The 21,417-nt window shown below is 64.9% G+C and carries 18 protein-coding genes; 16 read left to right on the plus strand and 2 right to left on the minus strand.

What is annotated here, in order from left to right; all coding sequences use genetic code 11:
• Positions 1-67: 67 nt before the first annotated feature.
• The 8 genes from IVB24_RS16150 to IVB24_RS16185 all read left to right on the plus strand — a co-directional run bounded on the left by IVB24_RS16150 (position 68) and on the right by IVB24_RS16185 (position 8,311).
• Positions 68-967 carry a LysR family transcriptional regulator gene (locus IVB24_RS16150; RefSeq protein WP_166466439.1) on the plus strand — a complete coding sequence of 300 codons (900 nt, stop codon included), beginning with the start codon at positions 68-70 and terminating at the stop codon, positions 965-967.
• Positions 968-1,190: 223 nt separating this feature from the next.
• Positions 1,191-2,018, plus strand: a complete 828-nt coding sequence (locus IVB24_RS16155; protein WP_247773693.1) for a metal-dependent phosphohydrolase — start codon at positions 1,191-1,193, stop codon at positions 2,016-2,018.
• A 109-nt stretch (positions 2,019-2,127) separates the two neighbouring features.
• Complete coding sequence (locus IVB24_RS16160) at positions 2,128-3,027, plus strand: alpha/beta hydrolase (protein WP_247773695.1); 900 nt, start codon at positions 2,128-2,130, stop codon at positions 3,025-3,027.
• Between the two features lie 226 nt (positions 3,028-3,253).
• Positions 3,254-3,829: an HdeD family acid-resistance protein gene (locus IVB24_RS16165; protein WP_094975825.1), complete on the plus strand. Its 576-nt coding sequence runs from the start codon at positions 3,254-3,256 to the stop codon at positions 3,827-3,829.
• 115 nt (positions 3,830-3,944) lie between these two features.
• A complete protein-coding gene (locus IVB24_RS16170; RefSeq protein WP_166474570.1) occupies positions 3,945-5,156 on the plus strand; it encodes an ABC transporter substrate-binding protein in 1,212 nt (403 codons plus the stop codon).
• Positions 5,157-5,333: 177 nt separating this feature from the next.
• Positions 5,334-6,548, plus strand: coding sequence for an acyl-CoA dehydrogenase family protein (locus IVB24_RS16175; RefSeq protein ID WP_247773697.1), 1,215 nt, complete (start codon positions 5,334-5,336; stop codon positions 6,546-6,548).
• Between the two features lie 262 nt (positions 6,549-6,810).
• Positions 6,811-7,188, plus strand: a complete 378-nt coding sequence (locus tag IVB24_RS16180) for a response regulator (RefSeq protein ID WP_247773699.1) — start codon at positions 6,811-6,813, stop codon at positions 7,186-7,188.
• A 241-nt stretch (positions 7,189-7,429) separates the two neighbouring features.
• Positions 7,430-8,311: an alpha/beta hydrolase gene (locus IVB24_RS16185; protein ID WP_247773700.1), complete on the plus strand. Its 882-nt coding sequence runs from the start codon at positions 7,430-7,432 to the stop codon at positions 8,309-8,311.
• 68 nt (positions 8,312-8,379) lie between these two features.
• Here the strand turns inward: IVB24_RS16185 and IVB24_RS16190 are convergent, their stop codons facing one another.
• A complete protein-coding gene (locus IVB24_RS16190) occupies positions 8,380-10,119 on the minus strand; it encodes a methyl-accepting chemotaxis protein (protein ID WP_247773702.1) in 1,740 nt (579 codons plus the stop codon).
• Between the two features lie 318 nt (positions 10,120-10,437).
• Between IVB24_RS16190 and IVB24_RS16195 the strand changes: the two genes are divergently transcribed.
• The 4 genes from IVB24_RS16195 (at position 10,438) to IVB24_RS16210 (ending at position 16,934) form a co-directional block, all read left to right on the plus strand.
• Positions 10,438-11,820, plus strand: a complete 1,383-nt coding sequence (locus IVB24_RS16195; RefSeq protein ID WP_247773704.1) for an ethanolamine ammonia-lyase subunit EutB — start codon at positions 10,438-10,440, stop codon at positions 11,818-11,820.
• Positions 11,821-11,965: 145 nt separating this feature from the next.
• Positions 11,966-13,552, plus strand: coding sequence for a B12-binding domain-containing radical SAM protein (locus tag IVB24_RS16200; protein ID WP_247773706.1), 1,587 nt, complete (start codon positions 11,966-11,968; stop codon positions 13,550-13,552).
• 6 nt (positions 13,553-13,558) lie between these two features.
• Positions 13,559-14,344, plus strand: coding sequence for an ethanolamine ammonia-lyase subunit EutC (eutC, locus tag IVB24_RS16205; protein WP_247773707.1), 786 nt, complete (start codon positions 13,559-13,561; stop codon positions 14,342-14,344).
• 223 nt (positions 14,345-14,567) lie between these two features.
• Positions 14,568-16,934, plus strand: a complete 2,367-nt coding sequence (locus IVB24_RS16210) for an MMPL family transporter (protein ID WP_247773709.1) — start codon at positions 14,568-14,570, stop codon at positions 16,932-16,934.
• A gap of 92 nt (positions 16,935-17,026) precedes the next feature.
• On the opposite strand, the gene IVB24_RS16215 is transcribed toward IVB24_RS16210, so the two are convergent.
• Entirely contained in the window at positions 17,027-17,524 is a 498-nt protein-coding gene (locus IVB24_RS16215) for a hypothetical protein (protein ID WP_094975230.1), read from the minus strand.
• Positions 17,525-17,982: 458 nt separating this feature from the next.
• Here IVB24_RS16215 and IVB24_RS16220 point away from each other — a divergent pair, with 458 nt between their 5' ends.
• The 4 genes from IVB24_RS16220 (at position 17,983) to hpnE (ending at position 21,377) form a co-directional block, all read left to right on the plus strand.
• Positions 17,983-18,216, plus strand: a complete 234-nt coding sequence (locus tag IVB24_RS16220; RefSeq protein WP_109853900.1) for a hypothetical protein — start codon at positions 17,983-17,985, stop codon at positions 18,214-18,216.
• A 191-nt stretch (positions 18,217-18,407) separates the two neighbouring features.
• Positions 18,408-19,292, plus strand: a complete 885-nt coding sequence (gene hpnC / locus IVB24_RS16225) for a squalene synthase HpnC (RefSeq protein WP_166474574.1) — start codon at positions 18,408-18,410, stop codon at positions 19,290-19,292.
• Entirely contained in the window at positions 19,282-20,121 is an 840-nt protein-coding gene (gene hpnD, locus IVB24_RS16230) for a presqualene diphosphate synthase HpnD (protein WP_094975228.1), read from the plus strand. The genes hpnC and hpnD overlap by 11 nt, the downstream gene beginning before the upstream one ends.
• Entirely contained in the window at positions 20,121-21,377 is a 1,257-nt protein-coding gene (gene hpnE, locus IVB24_RS16235) for a hydroxysqualene dehydroxylase HpnE (RefSeq protein WP_247773710.1), read from the plus strand. The genes hpnD and hpnE overlap by 1 nt, the downstream gene beginning before the upstream one ends.
• Positions 21,378-21,417 lie beyond the last annotated feature (40 nt).

A 21,417-nucleotide genomic window follows, 5' to 3' on the forward strand; every position in this document is an offset into this window, starting at 1 on the left:
TATGCTGATCCCAGGCTTTGCTTTTGCCGGCCCGTGAGGCCGGGATATCGGTCGTGGAGTCGTTGTCGTGGCGTTGACGTCGTCGCGTGTCCGGGCGGTCAATGCGGTGTTCGACACCGGCAGCTTTGCCGCCGCGGCCAGGAAGTTGGGCGTGTCGCAGCCCGCCGTTGCGCAACTGGTGCGCGACCTCGAGGCCGCGTTCGCCGTTGCCCTGTTCGATCGGCACGGACAGAGCCTGATCGCGACGCCGTTGTGCAGGAGGCTCTATGCTGCAACGAGCCGCATGCAGGCGATCGAGGCGGATGCGATGGCCATCCTGGCGCAGCGCGACGAGCTGACGGGGGGCGAGATTCGCATCGGGCTCGGCAACGCCATGCCGGGCATGGCGCTGATCGCGGCGTTCCGCAATCTGTATCCGAAAATCCGGATCAACATCGAGATCGGGAGCTGGTCGACGATCATGGCGGCGGTGGTCGACCAGCGCGTCGACGTCGCCGTGCTGCCGGAGGTGCCGCAGGACAACCGCTTCCGTCGCGAGCCCTGCGTGCAGCAGCGCGTCGTTGCGATCTGCCATCCCTTTCACGACCTCAGCCGGGAATCCCGCGTGTCCGCCCTCAGCCTGATGCAATATCCGCTGGTGTTTCGGACCCGGGATTCCGCGACCCAGCGCGTCGTGGACAGGGCGTTTCGCGCCGTCAATCTGCGCGCCACTCCGGCGATCGTCGTCAACACGCGCGAGGGAATGCTGGAGGCGGTCGCCAATCGGCTCGGTGTCGGCTTCGTTTGGGAGCACGGCTCGAGCCGTATCGATCGCATCGCCAAGGTGGCGATCGCGGAAATCGAGGCGGAAACGCCCGAATACATCTTCTCGCTGGCCGGCAAACGCGGCAAGCTGGTCGAGTTGTTCTATCTGGCCAGAAGTCTGTCGCGCTCGGCGGACGGTGCCGACATCCTGTCCGCCCCGTGAAGCGGCCGTCGGGCCGAGGCCTTCCTGCGTGATCGCCTCCAGGGTGTGGCGAGCCGTGACTGCAACCGAAATGTTGCGCAGCGGCAATGTAACATATTTGCGAAATTTAGATGCGGAATTTGGTCAGCCGGCCCAAGATGGGCTATGCTGGTCCCTGCGTCGAGCACAAGAATGAGACGTCGGGAGATGGCATGGGACGCCAGCGGCGGACGGGATTGCATCCATGATGACGTTACCGAGGCTGGCAGCCGAATCTCTGGAGAAGTTGCTCGGTACGTTCATGCGTCGCCGGTACGACGAGACCTCCGCAAGCATCGTCGAGAGCGCGACCCGGACCGCGATGGAATGCATCGGCAACAGCGATGCGCTCTATCACAACATCGAGCACACGATGCTGGTGACGCTGGCCGGTCATTCCATCCTCAGCGGCCGGAGTCTTCACACGCATCTGTCGGCCGCGGATTATGTCCATGTCCTGATCGCCTGCCTCGCCCACGACATCGGCTATGTGCGCGGGCTGTTCGAGGAGGATGACTCCGACGGCTTCGTCATCGACGCGGCCAACACCAAGATCTCACTACCGCGCGGTGCATCGGACGCGAGCCTGATGATGTATCACGTCGATCGCTCGAAGCTGTATGTGACGCGGCGGCTGCGGCATATTCCCGGACTCGATCCTGAACGCATCGCCCGCGCCATCGAGGGCACGCGGTTTCCCGCGCAGCAGGGCCAGGACTACGACGACGAAGCCTCGATCCTGCGCGCCGCCGATTTCATCGGTCAGCTCGGCGATCCCAACTATCTGCGCAAGGCCAACGCGCTCTATTACGAGTTCGAGGAGGTAGGCATCAATCGCCAGCTCGGCTACGATTCGCCGGCCGACATCGTGAACCGCTATCCACAGTTCTATTGGAATAGCGTTGCACCGCACATCCAGACCGAGATCGGCTATCTGAACAAGACCGAGATCGGCCGGCAATGGATCGCCAATCTCTACAGCAACGTGTTCCGCGCCGAGCGCGACATCTCGCTGTCGGGACCGCAGCGGTAAGTCCCTTCGTAGCCCGGATGAGCGAAGCGATGTCCGGGGCCGGTGGTGCAGGAATCCCGTATGTCGCCGCGCTCATCCGGGCTACGGCCCTTCAACTCCGTGAATCATCATGCAAGAAAAAACGATCGCCACGGACGTCCTCGACATCTCCTATCGCGAATATGGCGCGCCCGACGGCTGGCCCTGCATCATGGGGCACGGCTTTCCCTATGACGTGAACGCCTATGCGGAGACCGCGCCGATCATGGCACGAGCCGGCGCGCGCGTTCTGGTGCCCTGGCTGCGCGGCTATGGCCCGACGCGGTTTCGCTTCGCCGACACGCCGCGCTCCGGCGAGCAGGCGGCGCTCGGGGCCGATCTGCTGGCCTTCATGGACGCGCTCGGCATCGGGCGTGCCGTCGTCGGCGGCTATGATTGGGGCGGCCGCGCGGCCTGCGTGGTCTCGGTGCTCCATCCGGAGCGCGTGGTCGGGCTCGTCTCCGGCAATTCCTACAACATCCAGAACATCGCCCGCGCCATGGAGCCGGCCTCGCCGCCGGAGGAGGCTGCGCTCTGGTATCAATATCTCTTCCACAACGAGCGCGGCCGCCGCGCGTTGGAGCGCAACCGGCGCGGCTTTGCCCGCCAGCTCTGGGCGATGTGGTCGCCGAAATGGGCGTTCGACGACGCGACGTTCGAACGGAGCGCGGCGTCGTTCGACAATCCTGACTTCGTCGACGTCGTGATCCACTCCTACCGCCACCGCTACGCGCTGGTCGAGGGCGACCCTGCCTATGCGGGAATCGAGGCGAAGCTCGCAAGCCAACCGCCGATCCGCGTTCCGACCATCGCGATCGACGGCGACAGCGACGGCGTCAATCCCGGCACCGCCCATCACGCGCGCAAGTTCGGGGGCCCCTTCGAGCGGCGTGTCGTCACAAATGCCGGTCATAATTTGCCGCAGGAGCGCCCGGCCGAATGGGCGCAGGCGGTTCTGGACCTGTACGAAGCGGCAGAGCGTTCCCGCTGAGAGGCCGCAAGCGCGCTCGCCTGTTCGGGGCCTTCAATTTATCGCGATCTCCATCGTTTTCGACGCCGCCGTCACGATGCTGGGGCGCGCGCCGGCGTAAGCTCGCGATCGGGCTTGACTTGCGTCAATGTTGCCGCCGCCGGGTGCTGCTCTGCTGGCGCTCGTCCCGGAGCGGCGGATGCTGTTCTCGGCTGCGTTCCGGGTCTCGCATGCAGGAGTGGCCGCCATGACAAGTGCTTCGGATACGTCTCACCATGCCAGCCTCGGCTCCGGCATTGCGGCCTTGCATGCCAAATGGGGCTGGATCGTCGCGCTCGGCTTCGTCTATCTCATCGCCGGCTTCGTTGCGCTCGGCAGCGTGGTGATGGCGACGGTGGCGAGCGTGATCGTGGTCGGAGCGATGATGATCGTCGCCGGCGCCGCCGAAATGATCGGCGCATTCCAGATGAAGAGCTGGGGCAAGTTCCTGGTCTGGGCCTTGCTCGGCGTGCTCTACGTCGTCGCGGGATTCCTCACCTTCGCGAATCCGCTGTTCGCCGCCGTTCTGCTGACGCTGTTTCTCGGCGCCTCGCTGATCGCGTCGGGCGCCGTCAGGCTGTTTCTCGCCTTCAACATGAAGCGTGAAAGCCCGTGGGTGTGGGTGGCACTGTCGGGCGCCATCACGCTGCTGCTGGGCCTTCTGATCGTCGCGCGCTGGCCGGTGAACAGCGTCTACATCCTCGGTCTGTTCCTCGGCCTCGACCTGATCATGGCCGGAGCCGGCTGGATCAGCTTGGGCTTCAGCTTAAAGCGGCGCGGCTAGGCCATCAGCAACTCGACGCAAGACCATCTTGCGGAACTCCGCTGATCTGACGTGCTGACAAAAAGCAGCACGTCGCGCGGTCGCCCCGCGCGGACGATGATCACCGGGAGAAACCATGAAAGCCGCCTTGGCCCTGGCCGCAGCGATCGCTGCCGCCTGCCTGTCCACGCCAGTCTCCGCGCAAAAATCCTACGGTCCTGGAGTCAGCGATACCGAGATCAAGATTGGCAACACCATGCCCTATAGCGGGCCGGCCTCGCCGCTCAGCATCACCGGCAAGGTGATCGCGGCCTATTTCGACGAGGTCAACGAGAAGGGTGGCGTGAACGGCCGCAAGCTCAATCTGATCTCGCTGGATGACGCGTTCTCGCCGCCGAAGACGATGGAGGCCGCGCGGCGCCTCGTCGAAGGCGACGGCGTCGCCTTCATCTTCGCGACCATGGGCACGGCGCCGAGCTCGGCGATCGCAAAATATCTGAACAGCAACAAGGTGCCGCAGCTCTTCCTGATCAGTTCTGCATCGAAGTGGAACGATCCAGCCAACATGCCCTGGTCGATGGCGCTGCCCTGGGCGCCGAACTACACCAGCGAGGCCGCCATCGACGTCGCCTATGCCCGCGCCAAGAACCCGAATGCGCGCTTCGCGGTGCTCTATCAGAACGATGACGCCGGCAAGGAATATCTTCGCGGGGTCAAGGAAGCGCTCGGCGCCGACGCCGACAAGGCGATCGCGATGGCCTCGAGCTTCGAGGTCGCCGATCCCACGGTCGATTCCCAGGTGCTGACGCTGGCGAACACCAAGGCCGACGTCTTCATGATCTATTCGGTGACGCCGCGCGCCTGCGCGCAGGCGATCCGGAAAGCGCACGAGGTCGGCTGGCAGCCGACGCGCTTCCTCGCCAGCGGCTGCGCCAACAAGGCGACCGTGATGGTGCCGGCGGGCCTCGACGCCGGCAAGGGCGTGCTCTCGCTCGGCTCCCTCAAGCCCTTCGTCGAGCAGCCGAAGAACGATCCGGCGATGACGGCCTATATCGACTTCATGAAGAAGCGCCTGCCCAATGCCGACGTCAACAACGTTGCCGGCCTCTACGGCTACACCGTCGCCGAGGCGCTGGTGGTGCTGCTCAAGCAGTGCAAGGACAATCTGACGCGCGAGAACATCATGGCGCAGGCCGCGAACCTCAAGAACGTGCCGCTGTCGCTGCTGATGCCCGGCATCACCCTCAACACCACGCCGCAGGATTTCCGTCCGATCAAGGACGGTTACATGCTGCAATTCGACGGCAACGACTGGGTGGTCGCGAGCGAGCTGTTGAAAGGGACGTGAGGGGGCGAGCAAACCGGGTGAGTGGGCTCTCTCCGCGAGCTCGGAATCGTAGGGTGGGCAAAGGCGCCCTTGCGCCGTGCCCACCACCTATCAATTATGATCGAAAGAGATCGTGGGCACGCTTCGCTTTGCCCACCCTATGACACCGGCGCGATGGTCGGCGAGCGGAGGATTAAAATGGACTTCCAACACTCCGCCCGTTCGCTGGAGCTGCAGGAGCGCGTTCGGCGCTTCATGCAAGCGCATGTCGAGCCGGTCGAGGAGCTCTATTACGAGCAGGTGAAGCCGGAAGCTTCGCGCTACAAGACGCCGCCGGTGCTGCAGGACCTGAAGCGGCTGGCGCGGGAGCAGGGGCTGTGGAATCTGTTTCTCTCCGGCGAGCACGGACCGGGTCTGACCAATCTCGAATATGCCCCCGTGAAGGAGATCATGGGCCGCATCCTGTGGGCGCCCGAGGTCTTCAACTGCTCCGCGCCCGACGTCGGCAACATGGAGGTGCTCGCCAACTACGCCACCAATGCGCAGCAGGAGCGTTGGCTGAAGCCGCTGCTGGAGGGGCGGATCCGCTCCGGCTTCTCGATGACCGAGCCGCAGGTCGCCTCCAGCGATGCCACCAACATCCAGTGCGCCATCACGCGCGACGGGGACGACTACGTCATCAACGGCCGCAAATGGTTCACATCAGGCGCGATGAACGAGGATTGCGAGATCCTGATCGTGATGGGCAAGACCGCGCCTGACGATCCCGACCGCCACCGCCAGCAATCCATGATCCTGGTGCCCAGAAACACGCCGGGCGTCCGCATCATCAGAGACATGCTCACCTATGGCTATGATGACGCCCCCAGCGGCCATCCCGAGATCGTCTACGAGAACGTCCGCGTGCCCGTCGAGAACATCCTGCTCGGCGAGGGACGCGGCTTCGAGATCGCGCAGGGGAGGCTCGGCCCCGGCCGCATCCACCATTGCATGCGGTTGATCGGCTGCGCCCAGCGCGCGCTCGAATTGATGTGCCGGCGCGCCGTCTCCCGCGTGGCCTTCGGCAAGCCGCTCGCCGAGCAGGGCTCGGTGCGCGAGGACATCGCCAACTCCTTCTGCGAGATCGCGCAGGCACGGTTGCTCACGCTTCAGGCCGCCGACAAGATGGACCACGAGGGCAACAAGGCCGCGCGCGACCTGATCGCGGCGGCCAAGATCGTGGTGCCCGGCATGGCCGCCCGCGTCATCGACCGCGCCATCCAGATCCACGGCGCCGCCGGCGTCTCGCAGGATACGTTCCTGGCCCGCGCCTATGTCTACGCACGTTTCATCCGCATCGGCGACGGACCGGACCAGGTTCATCTGGCGGCGGTGGGGAAGGAGCTGATCAAGCGCGGCGGGGTGATGGGCTAGGGACGTCAGCGTCCACCGTCCGCGCTTGGATGTGAATGCAATGCACGGCGCGCGCCGGCGGGTCGAGGCTGCATTGCGCGCCGCGCGTGAAGCGCCGCGTCGTTCATCTCGTGATTGAAAGGGCTGCCAAGCTGCCACTGCGGTTGCGGCGAACTGGTTCGGGCTAACCAATAATGCCTTGCCTCACGGGAACAAATGTTCACTTTTGGACTTAACGCCCGCGTGGTGGCGGCTGGAGGGTTGAAGCGTGCAGGGTCCTGTCTTGGTAATTCTCGTCGTTGAGGACGACTTCCTCATTCAAGATTTGGTTCAGGGCGCGCTTTCCGAGGGTGGCTTTGAAAGCGAGGTTGCCTCATCGGGGGAAGAGGCTGTGACCCTGCTCCAAGGCGACGAGAACAATTACCGTGCGCTGGTCACGGACATTCATCTTCAAGGCGCGCTCACGGGATGGGACGTTGCGAAACGCGCCAGAGAGCTCAATCCCGATATGCCGGTGATCTACATGACCGGAGCAGGTGCCGATCATTGGCCTTCGCAAGGTGTGCCGAACAGCATGCTTTTGCAAAAGCCATTCGCACCAGCGCAAGTCGTGACAGCCGTGTCGCAGCTCCTCAACCAGACGCCGCCGCCTCACGAATGAGGCGGAGTGCCTCAGCCCATTCGCAAAAGAGAAGAAGCTGGCGAGCTGAGCCTCAGGAGCAGTTGTGCAAAGGTAGCATGGTGCTTTATGGTGGGGCGACTAATGTGATGCAGGCACTGCCGACGTTGTTGCGCTCGGCATATCAGCGAGCAACTCGACAATGCACAGTTCTGCCCCAGCCGGCCGGTCGTCCGGCGCGCGATCCATCGCGGCCGTTCTTGTCTCTCTCCTGACCTTGTTGATGATCTGTAGCGGCCCATCGGCTCTTGCAGCCGTCGAGCCCTTTCCCGCGGCTTTCAGGATCGAACGCATTTCGGTCAATGGTGTCACCCTGCATGTCCGCGTCGGCGGAAAGGGACCGGCAGTCGTGCTCCTGCATGGCTTCGGCGATACCGGCGACATGTGGGCGCCGCTCGCCAAGGCGCTCTACAAGGACCACACCGTGATCGTTCCCGACCTGCGCGGGATGGGGCTTTCGTCGCAACCCGCGGGGGACTACGACAAGAAAAACCAGGGCGTCGACATCGCCATGGTCATGGACAAGCTCAACGTCCAGAAGGCCGATCTGGTGACGCACGACATCGGCAACATGGTGGGCTATGCGCTCGCGGCGCAATATCCCGATCGCATCACCAAATGGGTCGTCATCGACGCGCCGCTGCCGGGCATCGGTCCCTGGGACGAAATCCTGAAAAGCCCCATGCTGTGGCATTTCAACTTCCGCGGCCCCGACGTCGATCGCCTGGTCAAGGGCCGCGAGCGCATCTATCTCGACCGGTTCTACAACGACCTGTCGGCCGATCCCAAGGCCATCGACGAGGCGACGCGCAACCATTATGCGAAGCTCTACGCACGGCCTGGCAACATGCATTACGCCTTCGAGCAGTTCGCGGCGTTCGGGCAGGACGCCAAGGACAACAAGGTTTTCGCCGCGAACAAGTTGAACATGCCGATCCTCGCCCTCGGCGCCGAAAAGTCCTTTGGCGATCAGCAGGTCGCGATCATGCGCGAGGTCGGCACCAAAGTCGATGGCGGCATCATCACCGGCTCCGGACATTGGATCATGGAAGAGCAGCCGGCGCAGACCGTGAGCAAGGTGCGCGCTTTCCTCGACGGCAAGTGACGGCGAGCTGGTTGGCCGTTTTCGGCGATGGTGTTCGACGTGGCGGACGCGCGGTCATCCCGCCTTGATCATCCCGCCTTGGCGATACGGCCGTCTGCGGCTCCCGACCGCAAGTTCTGGAAGAACTTCTCCACTTCCCGCGACAGCGTGTCCGCGGTTTCGGTCAGGCTCCCCGCCGCGGTCAGCACGGAGGAGGCTGCCGTATCGGTCTCGCCGATGGCATCGCGCAGCGAGGTGATGTTGGCGACCAGCGTCTCGTTGCCTTGCGCTGCACTTTGCGCGTTGGACGAGATCTCGCGCGTGGCGGCGTCCTGCTGGCCGATGGCGCCGGCGATCGCGGAGGTGACCTCGTTGATCTCGCGCACCGCGCCGCCGATCTCGCGCACGGCATCGACCGCGTTGCGGGTCGAGGCCTGAATCATCGCGACGTTCTCGCTGATCTCCGCGGTGGCCTTGGCGGTCTGGCCCGCGAGCGCCTTCACTTCGTGGGCGACCACGGCAAAGCCGCGACCGGCTTCGCCGGCGCGCGCGGCTTCGATGGTGGCGTTGAGCGCCAGCAGATTGGTCTGCTCGGCGATGGCCTGGATCAGGTTCAGCACGCCGTCGATGCGCTGCGTGGCTGCGGCAAGGCTCTCGATCTCGGAGATCGACTTCTCGGTGCGCTGGCCGGTCTGCTCGACCGCGCCGGCGCTCTGCCGCACCTGGCGGCCGATCTCCACCACCGAGGCCGACAGCTCCTCGGCCGCGCCTGCCACCGCCGTGACGTTGTGCGAGGCCTGCTCGGTGGCGTTCGCCGCCGTGCCGGCACGGCTGGAGGCGTCCGCGGTGACGCGGGTGATGGTCTGCGCGGTCTTGCGCATGGTGGAGGCGTTGTCGCTGAGGCCGCGCATGACCGCGCCGATCGCCCCGCGAAATTCCTCGACGGATTGCTCGATGTGGCGGGCGCGCTCCTCGCGCGCGGCGGAGCCCTGCGAGACCTCGGAGGCGAGGTTGCGGTTGCGGCCCATCGCCTCCTGGAACACCTGGATCGCGCGCGCGAGCGCGCCGATCTCGTCGGCGCGGTCGGAGTGCGGCACCACGACATTCTCGGCGCCGTCGGCGACCTGCTTGATGGTTGCGGTGATCGTGGCGAGCGGGCGGGCGACCGAGCGGGCGATGATGATGATGCCGATCACGACCAGGGCCAGCGCCACGCCGCCGAGGCAGGTCAGCACGAAGGACAGGGTGCGATTGGTCTCCGTCTCGCGCGCGATCTGCTTGGCGCGTCCGGCATAGACCTTGGACAGCGCCTCGAGGTCCTTGTTCAGCGCCGAGCGCACCGCGCGGTTGGCATCGTTGTCGCCCCATTCCCGGCCCGCGGCCGCGTTGATCTCGACGCCGCGTCGCACCAGCTCCTTGCGGAACTCGACGAACTGCTCGATGCGCTTCTTGAAGGTGGCGAACTGCTCGGCATCGTCGGCCTTGACGATGGTCTCCCAGCGCTTCACGACGTCCAGGATCTGCGCGTTGAACTTGAGCAGGCCCTCGCCGTATTTCTTCACCACGGCGGGCTCGGTCGACATGTAGACGCCGCGGGATTCCATGACCACCGCATAGACCAGCGAGTTGACGCGCTCGACGTTCAGCGCGGCGGCGTTCGCCGTCTCGATCGCGCTGGTCAGGTCGGCGCCGCGGCGGCTGTTGTAGTCGGACAGCATCGCCATCGCCGCCGTGAGCAGCGCGAACAGCGCGAAGATCGCATAGAGCTTGGCGGCAAGCGTGAAACGGCCGGCCAGCTTGGCGGCATTCCCAGATCGGTCTGATGTCATGATGTTCAGGGGCCCGGAATGGCCTGAAGCGGCCGGTGAGCGGGGGTCGTTCGAATTTAATGCAAAACTATGCAGAACGAAGATGGACGCGGCGTTAACGCGGGAGCGGCGGGGAGGGACGCCGGTTTGGCGGAATGACAAAGGATTTCAGCTGGTTGCCTGTGTTTGATCGGTTTCCGGAAAATCGCTCCGTCAATTCGCGGGGGTGCCCCAAAAGGTTGGCGTGCATGCCGGCCGCCAAGCGCGTATTCCTGAGATCGGGATCGCCTTCAGATCGCTTTGGACTCGGCCACCGGCCGACGCACCCCGGAGAGGCCCTTGGTCTACCGCCACACCATCGACGCCACGACCCACACCTTCCCGGACCTGCGCGATCTCCTTGCCAAGGCGACACCGCCGCGCTCCGGCGACCGGCTGGCCGGGATCGCCGCCGACACCGCCGAGCAGATGATTGCGGCGCGGATGGCGCTGGCCGACGTTCCGCTCGGCCAGTTCCTGCAGGAAGCCATGATCCCCTATGAGGCCGACGAGGTCACCCGCCTCGTCATCGACAGCCACGACGCCAAGGCCTTCGCGCCGGTGGCATCCCTGACGGTCGGCGGCTTCCGCGACTGGCTGCTGTCCGATGCCGCCACGCCGGAGGTCCTGCGCAAGCTGGCGGGCGGCATTACGCCGGAGATGGCGGCCGCGGTGTCGAAGCTGATGCGCAACCAGGATCTGATCCTGGCGGCGCGGAAATGCGAGGTCGTCACAGCCTTCCGCAACACCATCGGCCTGAAGGGGCGGATGAGCACGCGGCTGCAGCCCAACCATCCGTTCGACGATGCCAGGGGCATCACCGCCTCGATCCTCGATGGCATCCTGCTGGGCGCCGGCGATGCCTGCATCGGCATCAACCCGGCCAGTGACGATCCGGCCGTCATCGCGCAATTGTTGCGGTTGCTCGACGAGATCATCACGCGGCTGAAGATCCCGACGCAAGGCTGCGTGCTGACCCATGTCACGACGACGCTGTCGCTGATCGGGCAGGGCGTGCCGGTCGATCTGGTCTTCCAGTCGGTCGCCGGCACCGAGGCCGCCAACCGCAGTTTCGGCGTCGACCTGGCGCTCCTGAAGGAGGCACAGGAGGCCGGGTTGTCGCAGCGGCGCGGCACCGTCGGGCAGAGCCTGATGTATTTCGAGACCGGCCAGGGCTCGGCGCTGTCGGCGGGCGCCCATCACGGCGTCGACCAGCAGACCTGCGAGGCGCGCGCCTATGCGGTCGCCCGCGCCTTTGCCCCGCTGCTGGTCAACAGCGTGGTCGGCTTCATCGGCCCGGAATATCTCTATGACGGCAAGGAAATCATCCGTGCCGGGCTGGAGGACCATTTCTGCGGCAAATTGCTCGGCCTGCCGCTCGGAATCGACATCTGCTACACCAATCACGCCGAGGCGGACCAGGACGACATGGACAATCTGCTGACGCTGCTCGCCGCCGCCGGCGTCACCTTCATCATGGGCATCCCTGGTGCCGACGACGTCATGCTGAACTACCAGTCGACGTCCTTTCACGACGCGCTCTATGTCCGAGACGTCTTCGGTCTGCGCCGTGCCCCGGAATTCGACGACTGGCTCGTGCGGTCGGGCCTTGCGGGCGCCGATTTCCGTCTGGCCGGCGATGCAGGCCTGCTGCCCGATTTTGCCTCGCGGCTGATCGCCTGAGGCGCCAAATTTTCCTTCAGGAAACTATCTGCGCCTCCCGGGATTATGGTCACGCCACAATATTGAGAAATTCCGGTGACAGCATTACGCTATGTGTCTGGCTGGCAATTTCCGCAACCAGATCGAGTGTGGCGGGGGAGCTTTGATGCGAGCTGAAAGTAACGGAACGTCCCGGCGGATTCTCTGTGTGTTTCCGCGCTACACCTCGTCGTTCGGCACGTTCGAGCATTCCTATCCCCTGACCGATGGCGTCCGCGCCTTCATGCCGCCGCAGGGGCTTTTGCTGCTCGCGGCCTATCTGCCGCAGGAGTGGCAGGTCAAATTCGTCGACGAGAACCTGCGTCGTGCGACCGGGGAAGAGTTCGAATGGGCGGAAGCCGTCTTCGTCAGCGGCATGCACATCCAGCGCCAGCAGATGAACGACATCTGCCGCCGCGCGCATGAATTCGATCTGCCGGTCGCGCTCGGCGGTCCGTCCGTCAGCGCCTGTCCCGACTATTATCCGTCGTTCGACTATCTCCATGTCGGTGAGCTCGGCGATGCCACCAACCAGCTGATCGAGATCCTGTCGCGCGACACCTCGCGTCCCGAGGTCCAAGTGGTGCTGACCACCAAGGATCGCGTGCCGATGACGGAGTTTCCGATCCCGGCCTACGAGCTCGCCGAGGTGAAGAAATATTTCCTCGGCAGCATCCAGTATTCCAGCGGCTGTCCCTATCAGTGCGAGTTCTGCGACATTCCCGGCCTTTACGGCCGCAACCCGCGCATCAAGTCGCCGGAGCAGATCATCGCCGAGCTCGACCGCCTGCGCGAATGCGGCATGACCGACACGGTCTATTTCGTCGATGACAATTTCATCGGCAACCGCAAGGCGGCGATGGATCTGTTGCCGCATCTGATCGAATGGCAGAAGCGGACCGGCTACGTGGTGCGGCTTGCCTGCGAGGCGACGCTCAACATCGCCAAGCGGCCCGAGATCCTCGAGAAGATGCGCGAGGCCTATTTCATCACCATCTTCTGCGGCATCGAGACACCGGATCCCGAAGCGCTGAAGGCGATGCAGAAGGACCACAACATGATGGTCCCGATCCTGGAGGGCGTGCGCACCATCAACTCCTACGGCATGGAGGTGGTGTCCGGCATCATCATGGGGCTCGACACCGACAAGCCGAATACGGCGGAGGCGCTGCTCGGCTTCGTCGAGGAGTCCCGGATTCCGCTGCTCACGATCAACCTGCTCCAGGCGCTGCCGAAGACGCCGCTGTGGGACCGGCTGGAGCGCGAGGGGCGCCTCGTTCACGACGACGGCCGCGATTCCAACGTCGATTTCCTGTTGCCCTACGACGATGTCGTGGCGTCCTGGAAGCATGCCATGGGCGTCGCCTACGAGCCCGAGAAGGTCTATGCGCGCTACCAGCATCAGTGCGACAACGTCTATGTGCACCGCATGAAGATGCCGGTACCGGACGAGATGAAGACCTGGCCCAACATCAGGCGCGGCCTGGTCATGCTGCGCAACATCTTCTGGAAGGTCGGCGTGCTCGGCGACTACAAGCGCGTGTTCTGGAAGTTCGCGTGGGGGCGCATCAGGCGCGGCGATCTCGAAGGCCTGATCGGATGCACCCTGATCGCGCACCACCTCATCACCTTTGCGCGCGCGGCATCGAGCGGCAGGCAGAACGCCTCGAACTACTCGATCCGGCTGCGCGAGGCCGCCGTTCCCGCCGAATGACGCGACATGTCTGATCCGGCCCTGCCGCGCCGTCCGACCCTCGATCTGCGGGCGTTCACGCCGGCGCGGGTCGCGATCGGGCGTAGCGGCGCGAGCGTGCCGACCAAGGCGCTGCTCGATTTCACGCTCGATCATGCCCGCGCCCGCGATGCCGTGCATGCCGCCTTCGATGCGCCGCGTCTGGCCGCCGATCTCGGCGCGCTGGGACTTGCCGTCACCGAGGTGAGGAGCCAGGCGGTCGATCGCAAGGACTATCTGCGGCGGCCGGATCTGGGACGGCGGCTCGACGCCGGCTCGGCCGGGGTTCTGGCACAAGCGGCCCCGGCGCCGTGCCGGCTCGCGCTCGTGATCGGCGACGGCCTGTCCGCGGCGGCGGTCCACGCCCATGCGGCGGCCCTGGTGAGTCGCCTGCTGCCGCTGCTTGCGGAAGGAGACGACGTCGCGATCGACCATGCCGTCGTCGCCTCAGGCGCGCGCGTCGCGCTCGGCGACGAGATCGGCGCCCTTCTCGGCGCGCGCATGGCCCTGATGCTGATCGGCGAGCGGCCGGGCCTGTCGGCGCCCGACAGCCTCGGCGCCTATCTGACCTTTGCGCCGAAGCCCGGCCGCAGCGACGCCGAGCGCAATTGCGTGTCGAACATCCACCACGCCGGGTTGAGCTACGACGAGGCCGCCTTCAAGATCGCCTGGCTGGTTCGCGAGGGGCTGGCGCGGCAGGTCAGCGGCGTGGCGCTGAAGGACGAGAGTGCGGACCGCGCGCCGCGCCGAATTGGCGTGGCGTTGCCCGAATGACCGGCACCGCCGGCCCAGATCGCCACTTCTTGATCGATTTGGCCACACTTCGCCTGCTTGCGAAAAGACCGGTTCACCTGCTAAACCGCTGGCGGCGATTTCCCGCGCATTTTCAAAGGGCAAGCCTCCCATTGGCAAGCCTCCCGCTGGTATGGCGTTTTCAAGCCGTTCGCGGGGCGCGCAATAAGCTCTCAGACCGAGCCGATTAGGAACTGGATAAGGCATGCTCGAAAAGCACAGCGAGAATGAGGTTCATGTCGACAAGGTCGAGCAGGGACCTGCGTCCTCGATCGCCTTCGGGCTGGAGCGCATCGGGCTGATCGCCGTCCGGGCGCCGATCGTCTCCTGCATCGTCCTGCTCGTCCTGATCGTCGGCGCCGTGTTCGGCATCCACCGGATCAAGATCGACGATTCTCTGTCGCAGCTGTTTCGCTCCGATACCCGCGAGTTCAAGCAGTACGAAGAGGTGACCAAGAAGTTCCCGGCCGAGGAGTTCGACGTTCTCGTCGTGGTCGAGGGCAAGAATCTGCTGGCGCGGAACAACCTCGAGAAACTGCGTGACTTCGTGACCGATCTGCAACTGGTCGACGGCACGCGCGGTCTGGTCTCGCTGTTCTCGGCGCGCCAGGCGCCGGCGCCGGGCAAGCTGCCGGCGGCGCTTTTCCCGGCCGAGCTGCCTGAGGGGGACGCGTATAACAAGTTCATCGAGACCGTCAAAAACAACGAGATCATCCGCGGCAAGCTGCTATCCGAAGACGGCACGCTGGCGCTGATCGTGCTCTCGCTCGATCCGGAAGTCGTTGGCTCCAACAAGCTGACCAAGACCGTCGCCGACATCCGCGCGCTGATGAAGGAAGACCTCGGCGAAACCGGGCTCAACGTGCAGCTCTCCGGCGTGCCGGTAATGCAGCTCGAGATCCGCAACGCGGTCGAGCGCGATGGGCTGACCTACAACATCCTCGGCATTCTCGCCGGCTGCATCATCGCGATCATCTTCTTCCGCAAGGTCTCCTTCATGGTCGCGGCGGCGTTCCCGCCGATGATCGCGATCCTGCTGGCGCTCGGTGCGCTCGGCTGGGCCAATTTCAATCTCAACATGTTCCTGAACGTGATGACGCCGCTCATCATGGTGATCAGCTTCTCGGACTCGATGCAGCTCACCTTCGCCGCGCGCGACCGGCTGATCGCAGGCCAGGACAAGTTCACCGCGTTCAAGAACGCGGTGCTGGTGGTGGGCCCGGCCTGCGTGCTCACGCACGGCACCGCCGGCATTTCCTTCATCGCGCTGCAATTCTCCGACTCCGATTTGATCCGGAAGTTCGGCGAAGCGGGCCTCGCCGCCACCATCATCGCGCTGGTCGCGGTGCTGTCGCTGGTGCCGGTGTTCGGCGTGCTGCTGGTGCGCAACGAGAAGCTGTTCGCGGTCAAGTTCCAGAGCGCGGATGCCGGCGTCCAGGCGCTGCGCAATTTCTGCTATTGGATCGCGGTGCGCATGGTCGGCCGCCCCGGCCTGTTCAGCCTGATCGCGCTGCTGTTTGTCGGCAGTCTCGGCATCGTCTATGCCAATCTCGAGCCGCGCTATCGCCTCGCCGACCAGGTGCCGGACAAGCGCCAGGCCGTTGCCGCCAGCGACCGGCTCGATGCCAAGCTCACCGGCGCCAACCCGGTCAACGTGCTGATCCAGTTCCCCAAGGGTGAATCGCTCTATTCACCGGAGACGTTGCAGACCATCGCGGACGTGCATTCGACCGTCGAGAAAACGGCCGGTGTCGGCAATGTCTGGTCGATCGAGACCCTGCGCCGTTGGCTCGCGGAAAAGGCCGGCAACGCCGACGTCGCGACGCTGAAGGAATATATCAGCGTCATTCCCGAACATCTGGTGCGGCGCTTCATCGACGCCCAGCAGGATGCCGTGCTGGTCGCCGGCCGCGTGCCGGACAAGGATTCCAGCCAGCTCCTGCCGATCGTCGACAAGCTCGATGCCGAGCTCGACGCCGTCCGCAAGAAGCATCCCGGTTATGAGATCGCGGTGACCGGTCTCGCCGCCATCGCGGCGCGCAACTCGGCCAGCATGATCGAGAAGCTGAACCACGGCCTCACCATCGAATTCGCGCTCGTCGCGATCTTCATCGGATTGGCGTTCCGTTCTTGGGTCGTGATGTTCGCCTGCATCCTGCCGGGCATCTTCCCGGTGGTGATGTCGGGAACGGTGCTGTGGGCGATGGGCGAGGGGCTGCAATTCGCCAGCGTCGTCGCGCTCACCGTCTCGTTCGGCCTCGGCTTGAGCGCCACCATCCACTTCCTCAACCGTCTCCGGCTGGAGAGCAAACCGGGCGTGGGCTCGGCGCTTGCGGTGGAGCGCGCGACCGTGCTGGTCGGCCCGGCGCTGATCCTGACCACGGTGGTGCTGGCCTGCGGCCTCGTCGTCACGGTGTTCTCCGATCTGCCGTCGCTGCGGCTGTTCGGCTGGCTCGGCGCCTTCTCGATGATCATGGCGCTGGTCGCCGACCTCTTCATCCTGCGGCCGACGGCGATGTGGCTGATCAACCTGCACGCCAGGCTGCAGGGGCCCGACAAGCCGGCGATCTGACGCGCGACGCAGCCGCTTGCAGGCGATTGAACAGCAAAAAGCCCCCGGCTTGCGAGAACCGGGGGCTCTGATCCGTTCGAAGCGGGAAGGCGTCAGCTCTTCGTCATGGTGATGTTGACGCCGCGGATCTCGCCCTTGGAAGAGATCTGCACCGTCTGCTTGCTGCCGTTGGTGCGCAGCGAGAGGTTGGCGGCAAAGCCGTTGGCCTCGACGAACACGTCGATCTGGCCGCCGCCGGCGGTGCCCTGGAGATTGCCGAAGATGTTGCGGCTGGACTCGCTCCAATTTCCGGAGATGCGCTCGCCCTGGCTCGTCACGTCGCTGGTGAGGTCGAACTTGTAGCTGTCGGAGGCGCAATGCAGCGCCTGCTTCAGATTGAGGCCGTGGCCTGCGACCTTGTAGTCGGCCTTGCAGCGAATGCGCTCGGTGGACCCGTCGGACAGCGACACCGTGCCGGTGCCGCTCCAGGCGCCGTCAAAACCGGCAAAGGGGCCGGACGACTGAGCGTGGCCTGCCGAAACCGAGAAGAGCAGCGCCGCCCCGATGCCGGCCGCCTTGATTGCCAGTCCAGATCGCCCAAAGAATTTCATCTCAATATCCCGTTTTGGAACGACGCCCGCTTACGCGTGATAACGTCTCGCCACATCGAAAGTTTAGTGCTCCGAGCCAGTGTCAGGTTCAAAGGCCGGCCGCCAGAGATGGCGGTTCACGACGCCTCTTGCCAGACCTGGGGCGGCCGATTGGCCCTGTTTCGGTATGTTTCCGGCGGGAGAGGCAGGGCGGACAGATGCAGCTCTGCAACAGGTATGCAGTAAAACGCAGAGATTCCGAATTATGACGTAGTATCAACCTCTTACATCTGCCAATGAAGGCGCGGGGAAGACCTGATTTGGTGGGCGTGGCGCCAATTTGGCCGCATTTGCCAGCGCTTGTGCCTTCTCTGAGGCCGCTACTCCGCGGCGACTTGCCACCAGAACAATCCGCTCCGGTCCTCCGCCCTGTGCAGTCCGGGTCCGGTGCGGTTCTGCCGTCAGAATGAAGGAATACAATGCGTAAGCTTCTCGTCGCTCTCACCCTGCTGTCGGCATCCCTTTCGACCGCGGCATTCGCCCAGTCAGGGCGTGGCACGGATTCCGAGCAGAAGGCCTGCACGCGCGACGTGCAGAAGTTCTGCCGTCCGGTCATCGATCAGGGCGATTTTACCATCCTGGCCTGCCTCAAGGAGAACCGGGCCAAGATCTCGCAGGCCTGCGATCAGGTCCTGAAGAACCACAACCAGTAAGCTCGGCCATTGGCCCACAAAAGGCGGCCCCGGGCCGCCTTTTCGGGCTCGATCCGCAAGGGGCAGCCATCGAGAGACAGGATTGGTTTTGCGGTCGTATTCCCCTATATGGGGGCCGCGGCGGATCGCCGGCATGAGCCCGCGCGAGCGAAGAAGCCCTTCCTGTCCAAACGATTGTAAACCAGCCCTCGATGACCTCTGCGAGCGAATTGCGATCCGGCAAAGGTGACCGCGACGAGAATTTTCCCGTCGCGTCCTGGATCATTCATCCGCGTCATCGCGCCCTGATCCTGGCGTATTACAATTTCGTCCGCACCGCCGACGACATTGCCGATCACGCGACCCTGCCGCCCGATCAGAAGCTTAGCTATCTCGACCTGCTCGAGGCGGAACTGCTCGGCAAGGGCGACACCCAGGCTGAGGCCGTCATCTTGCGCCGTGCACTGGCCGAGCGCGGCATGGCGCCGCGCCACGCGCTCGACGTGCTGATCGCGTTCCGCATGGACGTGACCAAGCTGCGCTACGAGAATTGGGACGAGGTCATCCACTATTGCCGTTACTCGGCGATGCCGGTCGGCCGCTTCATGCTCGATGTCCACGGCGAGAGCACTTCGACCTGGGCCGCATCGGATGCGCTCTGCGCAGGCCTGCAGATCAACAATCACCTGCAGGATTGCGGCAAGGATTTCCGCGAGCTCAACCGCGTCTACCTGCCGCGCGATGCGCTGGCGGCACACGGTGCCTCGGTCGAGCAACTCGGGCTGACGGAGTCGCCGCCGGCGATGCTGGCCTGCCTGCAGGGGCTAGCCGTTCGCAACGAAGCGCTGCTCGACGAGGGCAGGGCGCTCGCTGCGGAGATCCGGGATTTCCGTCTCGGCGTCGACGTCGCGGTGATCCAGGCCTATGCCGACCGCATCGTGCGCCTGTTGAAGGTGCGGGATCCCCTGCGCGAGCGGGTGCACCTGAACAAGTTCGAGCTGCTCGTGTTCAGCCTTGCCGGAATGTTCAGCGAGGCCGGCCGCCGCGCGATCGGACGCAAGGCCATTTCCAGACCGGGGACTGCACATGACGCTTGAGGCGACCGCGCCCGGCGCCGATTATGGCTCGAGCGCATCCGGCAGTTCGTTCTACGCCGCGATGCGCATCCTGCCGCATGACCAGCGCGAAGCGATGTTCCAGATCTACAGCTTCTGCCGCCAGGTCGACGACATCGCCGATTCCGACGGCCCGCGCGCGGAGCGGCTCGCCGCGCTTCAGGGCTGGCGCAACGACATCGACGCGCTCTACCAGGGCAATCCGCCGCCGCGGCTGAAGGACTACGTCGCCTCGGTAAAGACCTTCGGCCTCAAGCGCGAGGACTTCCTCGCCATCGTCGACGGCATGGAGATGGACGTGCCGCAGGACATCCGCGCGCCCGACATGGCGACGCTGGATCTGTATTGCGATCGCGTCGCCAGCGCCGTGGGACGGCTGTCGGTGCGGGTGTTCGGCCTGCCCGAAGAGGACGGCATCGAGCTCGCGCATCATCTCGGCCGCGCGCTCCAGCTCACCAACATCCTGCGCGACATCGACGAGGACGCCGGCCTCGGCCGGCTCTATCTGCCGCGCGAGGCGCTGCTGCATGCCGGCATCACCTCCGACGACCCGAACCGCGTGATCACCGAGCGCGCGCTGCCCAAGGTCTGCCTGCCACTGGCGCAGCGCGCCAAGGCGTACTTCGAGAAGTCGGACGAGATCATGAACCGCAACAAGCGCCGCACGGTGCGCGCGCCGCGGATCATGTCGAAATATTATCATTCCATTCTGGATCTCCTGATCGCGCGCGGCTTCAACGCGCCGCGCCAGCCGGTGCGTGTGTCGAAGATCACGCGCATCCTGATCCTGCTCCGTTACGCTCTCATCTGATGCAAAACACAGCTCACATCATCGGCGCCGGAATTTCCGGCCTCTCCGCCGCCGTGCGGCTCGCCAATGCCGGCTTCAAGGTCGCCGTGCACGAGGCGACGCACCAGGCCGGCGGCCGTTGCCGCTCCTATTTCGACGGCGCCACCAATCTCACCATCGACAACGGCAATCATCTGCTGCTGTCGGGCAACAGCCATGCCCGCGCCTATGCGCGCGCGATCGGCACCGAGGCGGGCCTCGTCGGCCCCGAGAGCGCGCAGTTTCCCTTCGTCGACATCAAGACCGGGCAGCGCTGGCAGATCGATCTCGGCACCGGCCGGCTGCCGACCTGGGTGCTGGACGAGAGCCGCCGGGTGCCCGACACCGGCCTCACCGATTATCTGAAGCTGGCGCCGCTGATCTGGGCGTCCGAGGACACGCTGGTCGGCAAGTCCATCCCTTGTGAAGGCGTGCTCTATCAGCGCCTGGTGCAGCCGCTGCTGCTGGCCGCGCTCAACGTCGATCCGCCCGAGGGCTCGGCCGGGCTTGCCGGCGCCATCGTGCGCGAGACGCTGCTTGCCGGCGGACAGGCCTGCCGTCCCCTGATCGCGCGCGACGGTCTCAGCACGGTTCTGATCGAGCCGGCCGTGAAGTTCTTAGGCGACCGTGGCCACACCGTTCAGCTCGGCCATGAGCTGCGGTCCTTCACCAGCACTGACGGCAAGGCCCGTGCGCTGAATTTCGGCGGCGAGGATGTGATCCAGCTGGGTGAGGGCGATGTCGTCGTAATGGCGGTGCCGCCGCGTGCTGCCGCGAGCCTTCTGCCCGGCGTGAAGACCCCGACCGAATTCCGCGCGATCGTGAACGCGCATTTCCGGATTACACCGCCGCCGGGCTCGGCGCCGATCCTCGGCGTGATCGGCGGCGTCGTGGAATGGCTGTTCGCGTTCCCGAACCGGCTGTCCGTCACCATCAGCAATAGCGATCGTCTGGTCGACATGCCGCGCGAGGAACTCGCGCAGGCGATCTGGAACGACGTCTGCAAGGCCGGCGGCGTGTCCGGCGAGCTGCCGCCGTGGCAGATCGTGCGCGAGCGCCGTGCCACATTTGCGGCGACGCCGGCCCAGAATGCCCTGCGTCCGGGGCCAGTCACTGCGCTGAAAAACCTGTTCCTTGCAGGGGATTGGACTGCTACGGGATTGCCTGCAACCATCGAGGGATCGGTCCGGTCGGGTGATCGCGCCGCAGATCTGGTTATCGCCGCCAAAGGATCCTGAAAGGCGGCCCCGACGGGCAGACGTCCCGGCCAATTTCAAT

Source organism: Bradyrhizobium sp. 192 (assembly GCF_023100965.1).
Lineage (GTDB): Bacteria > Pseudomonadota > Alphaproteobacteria > Rhizobiales > Xanthobacteraceae > Bradyrhizobium > Bradyrhizobium symbiodeficiens.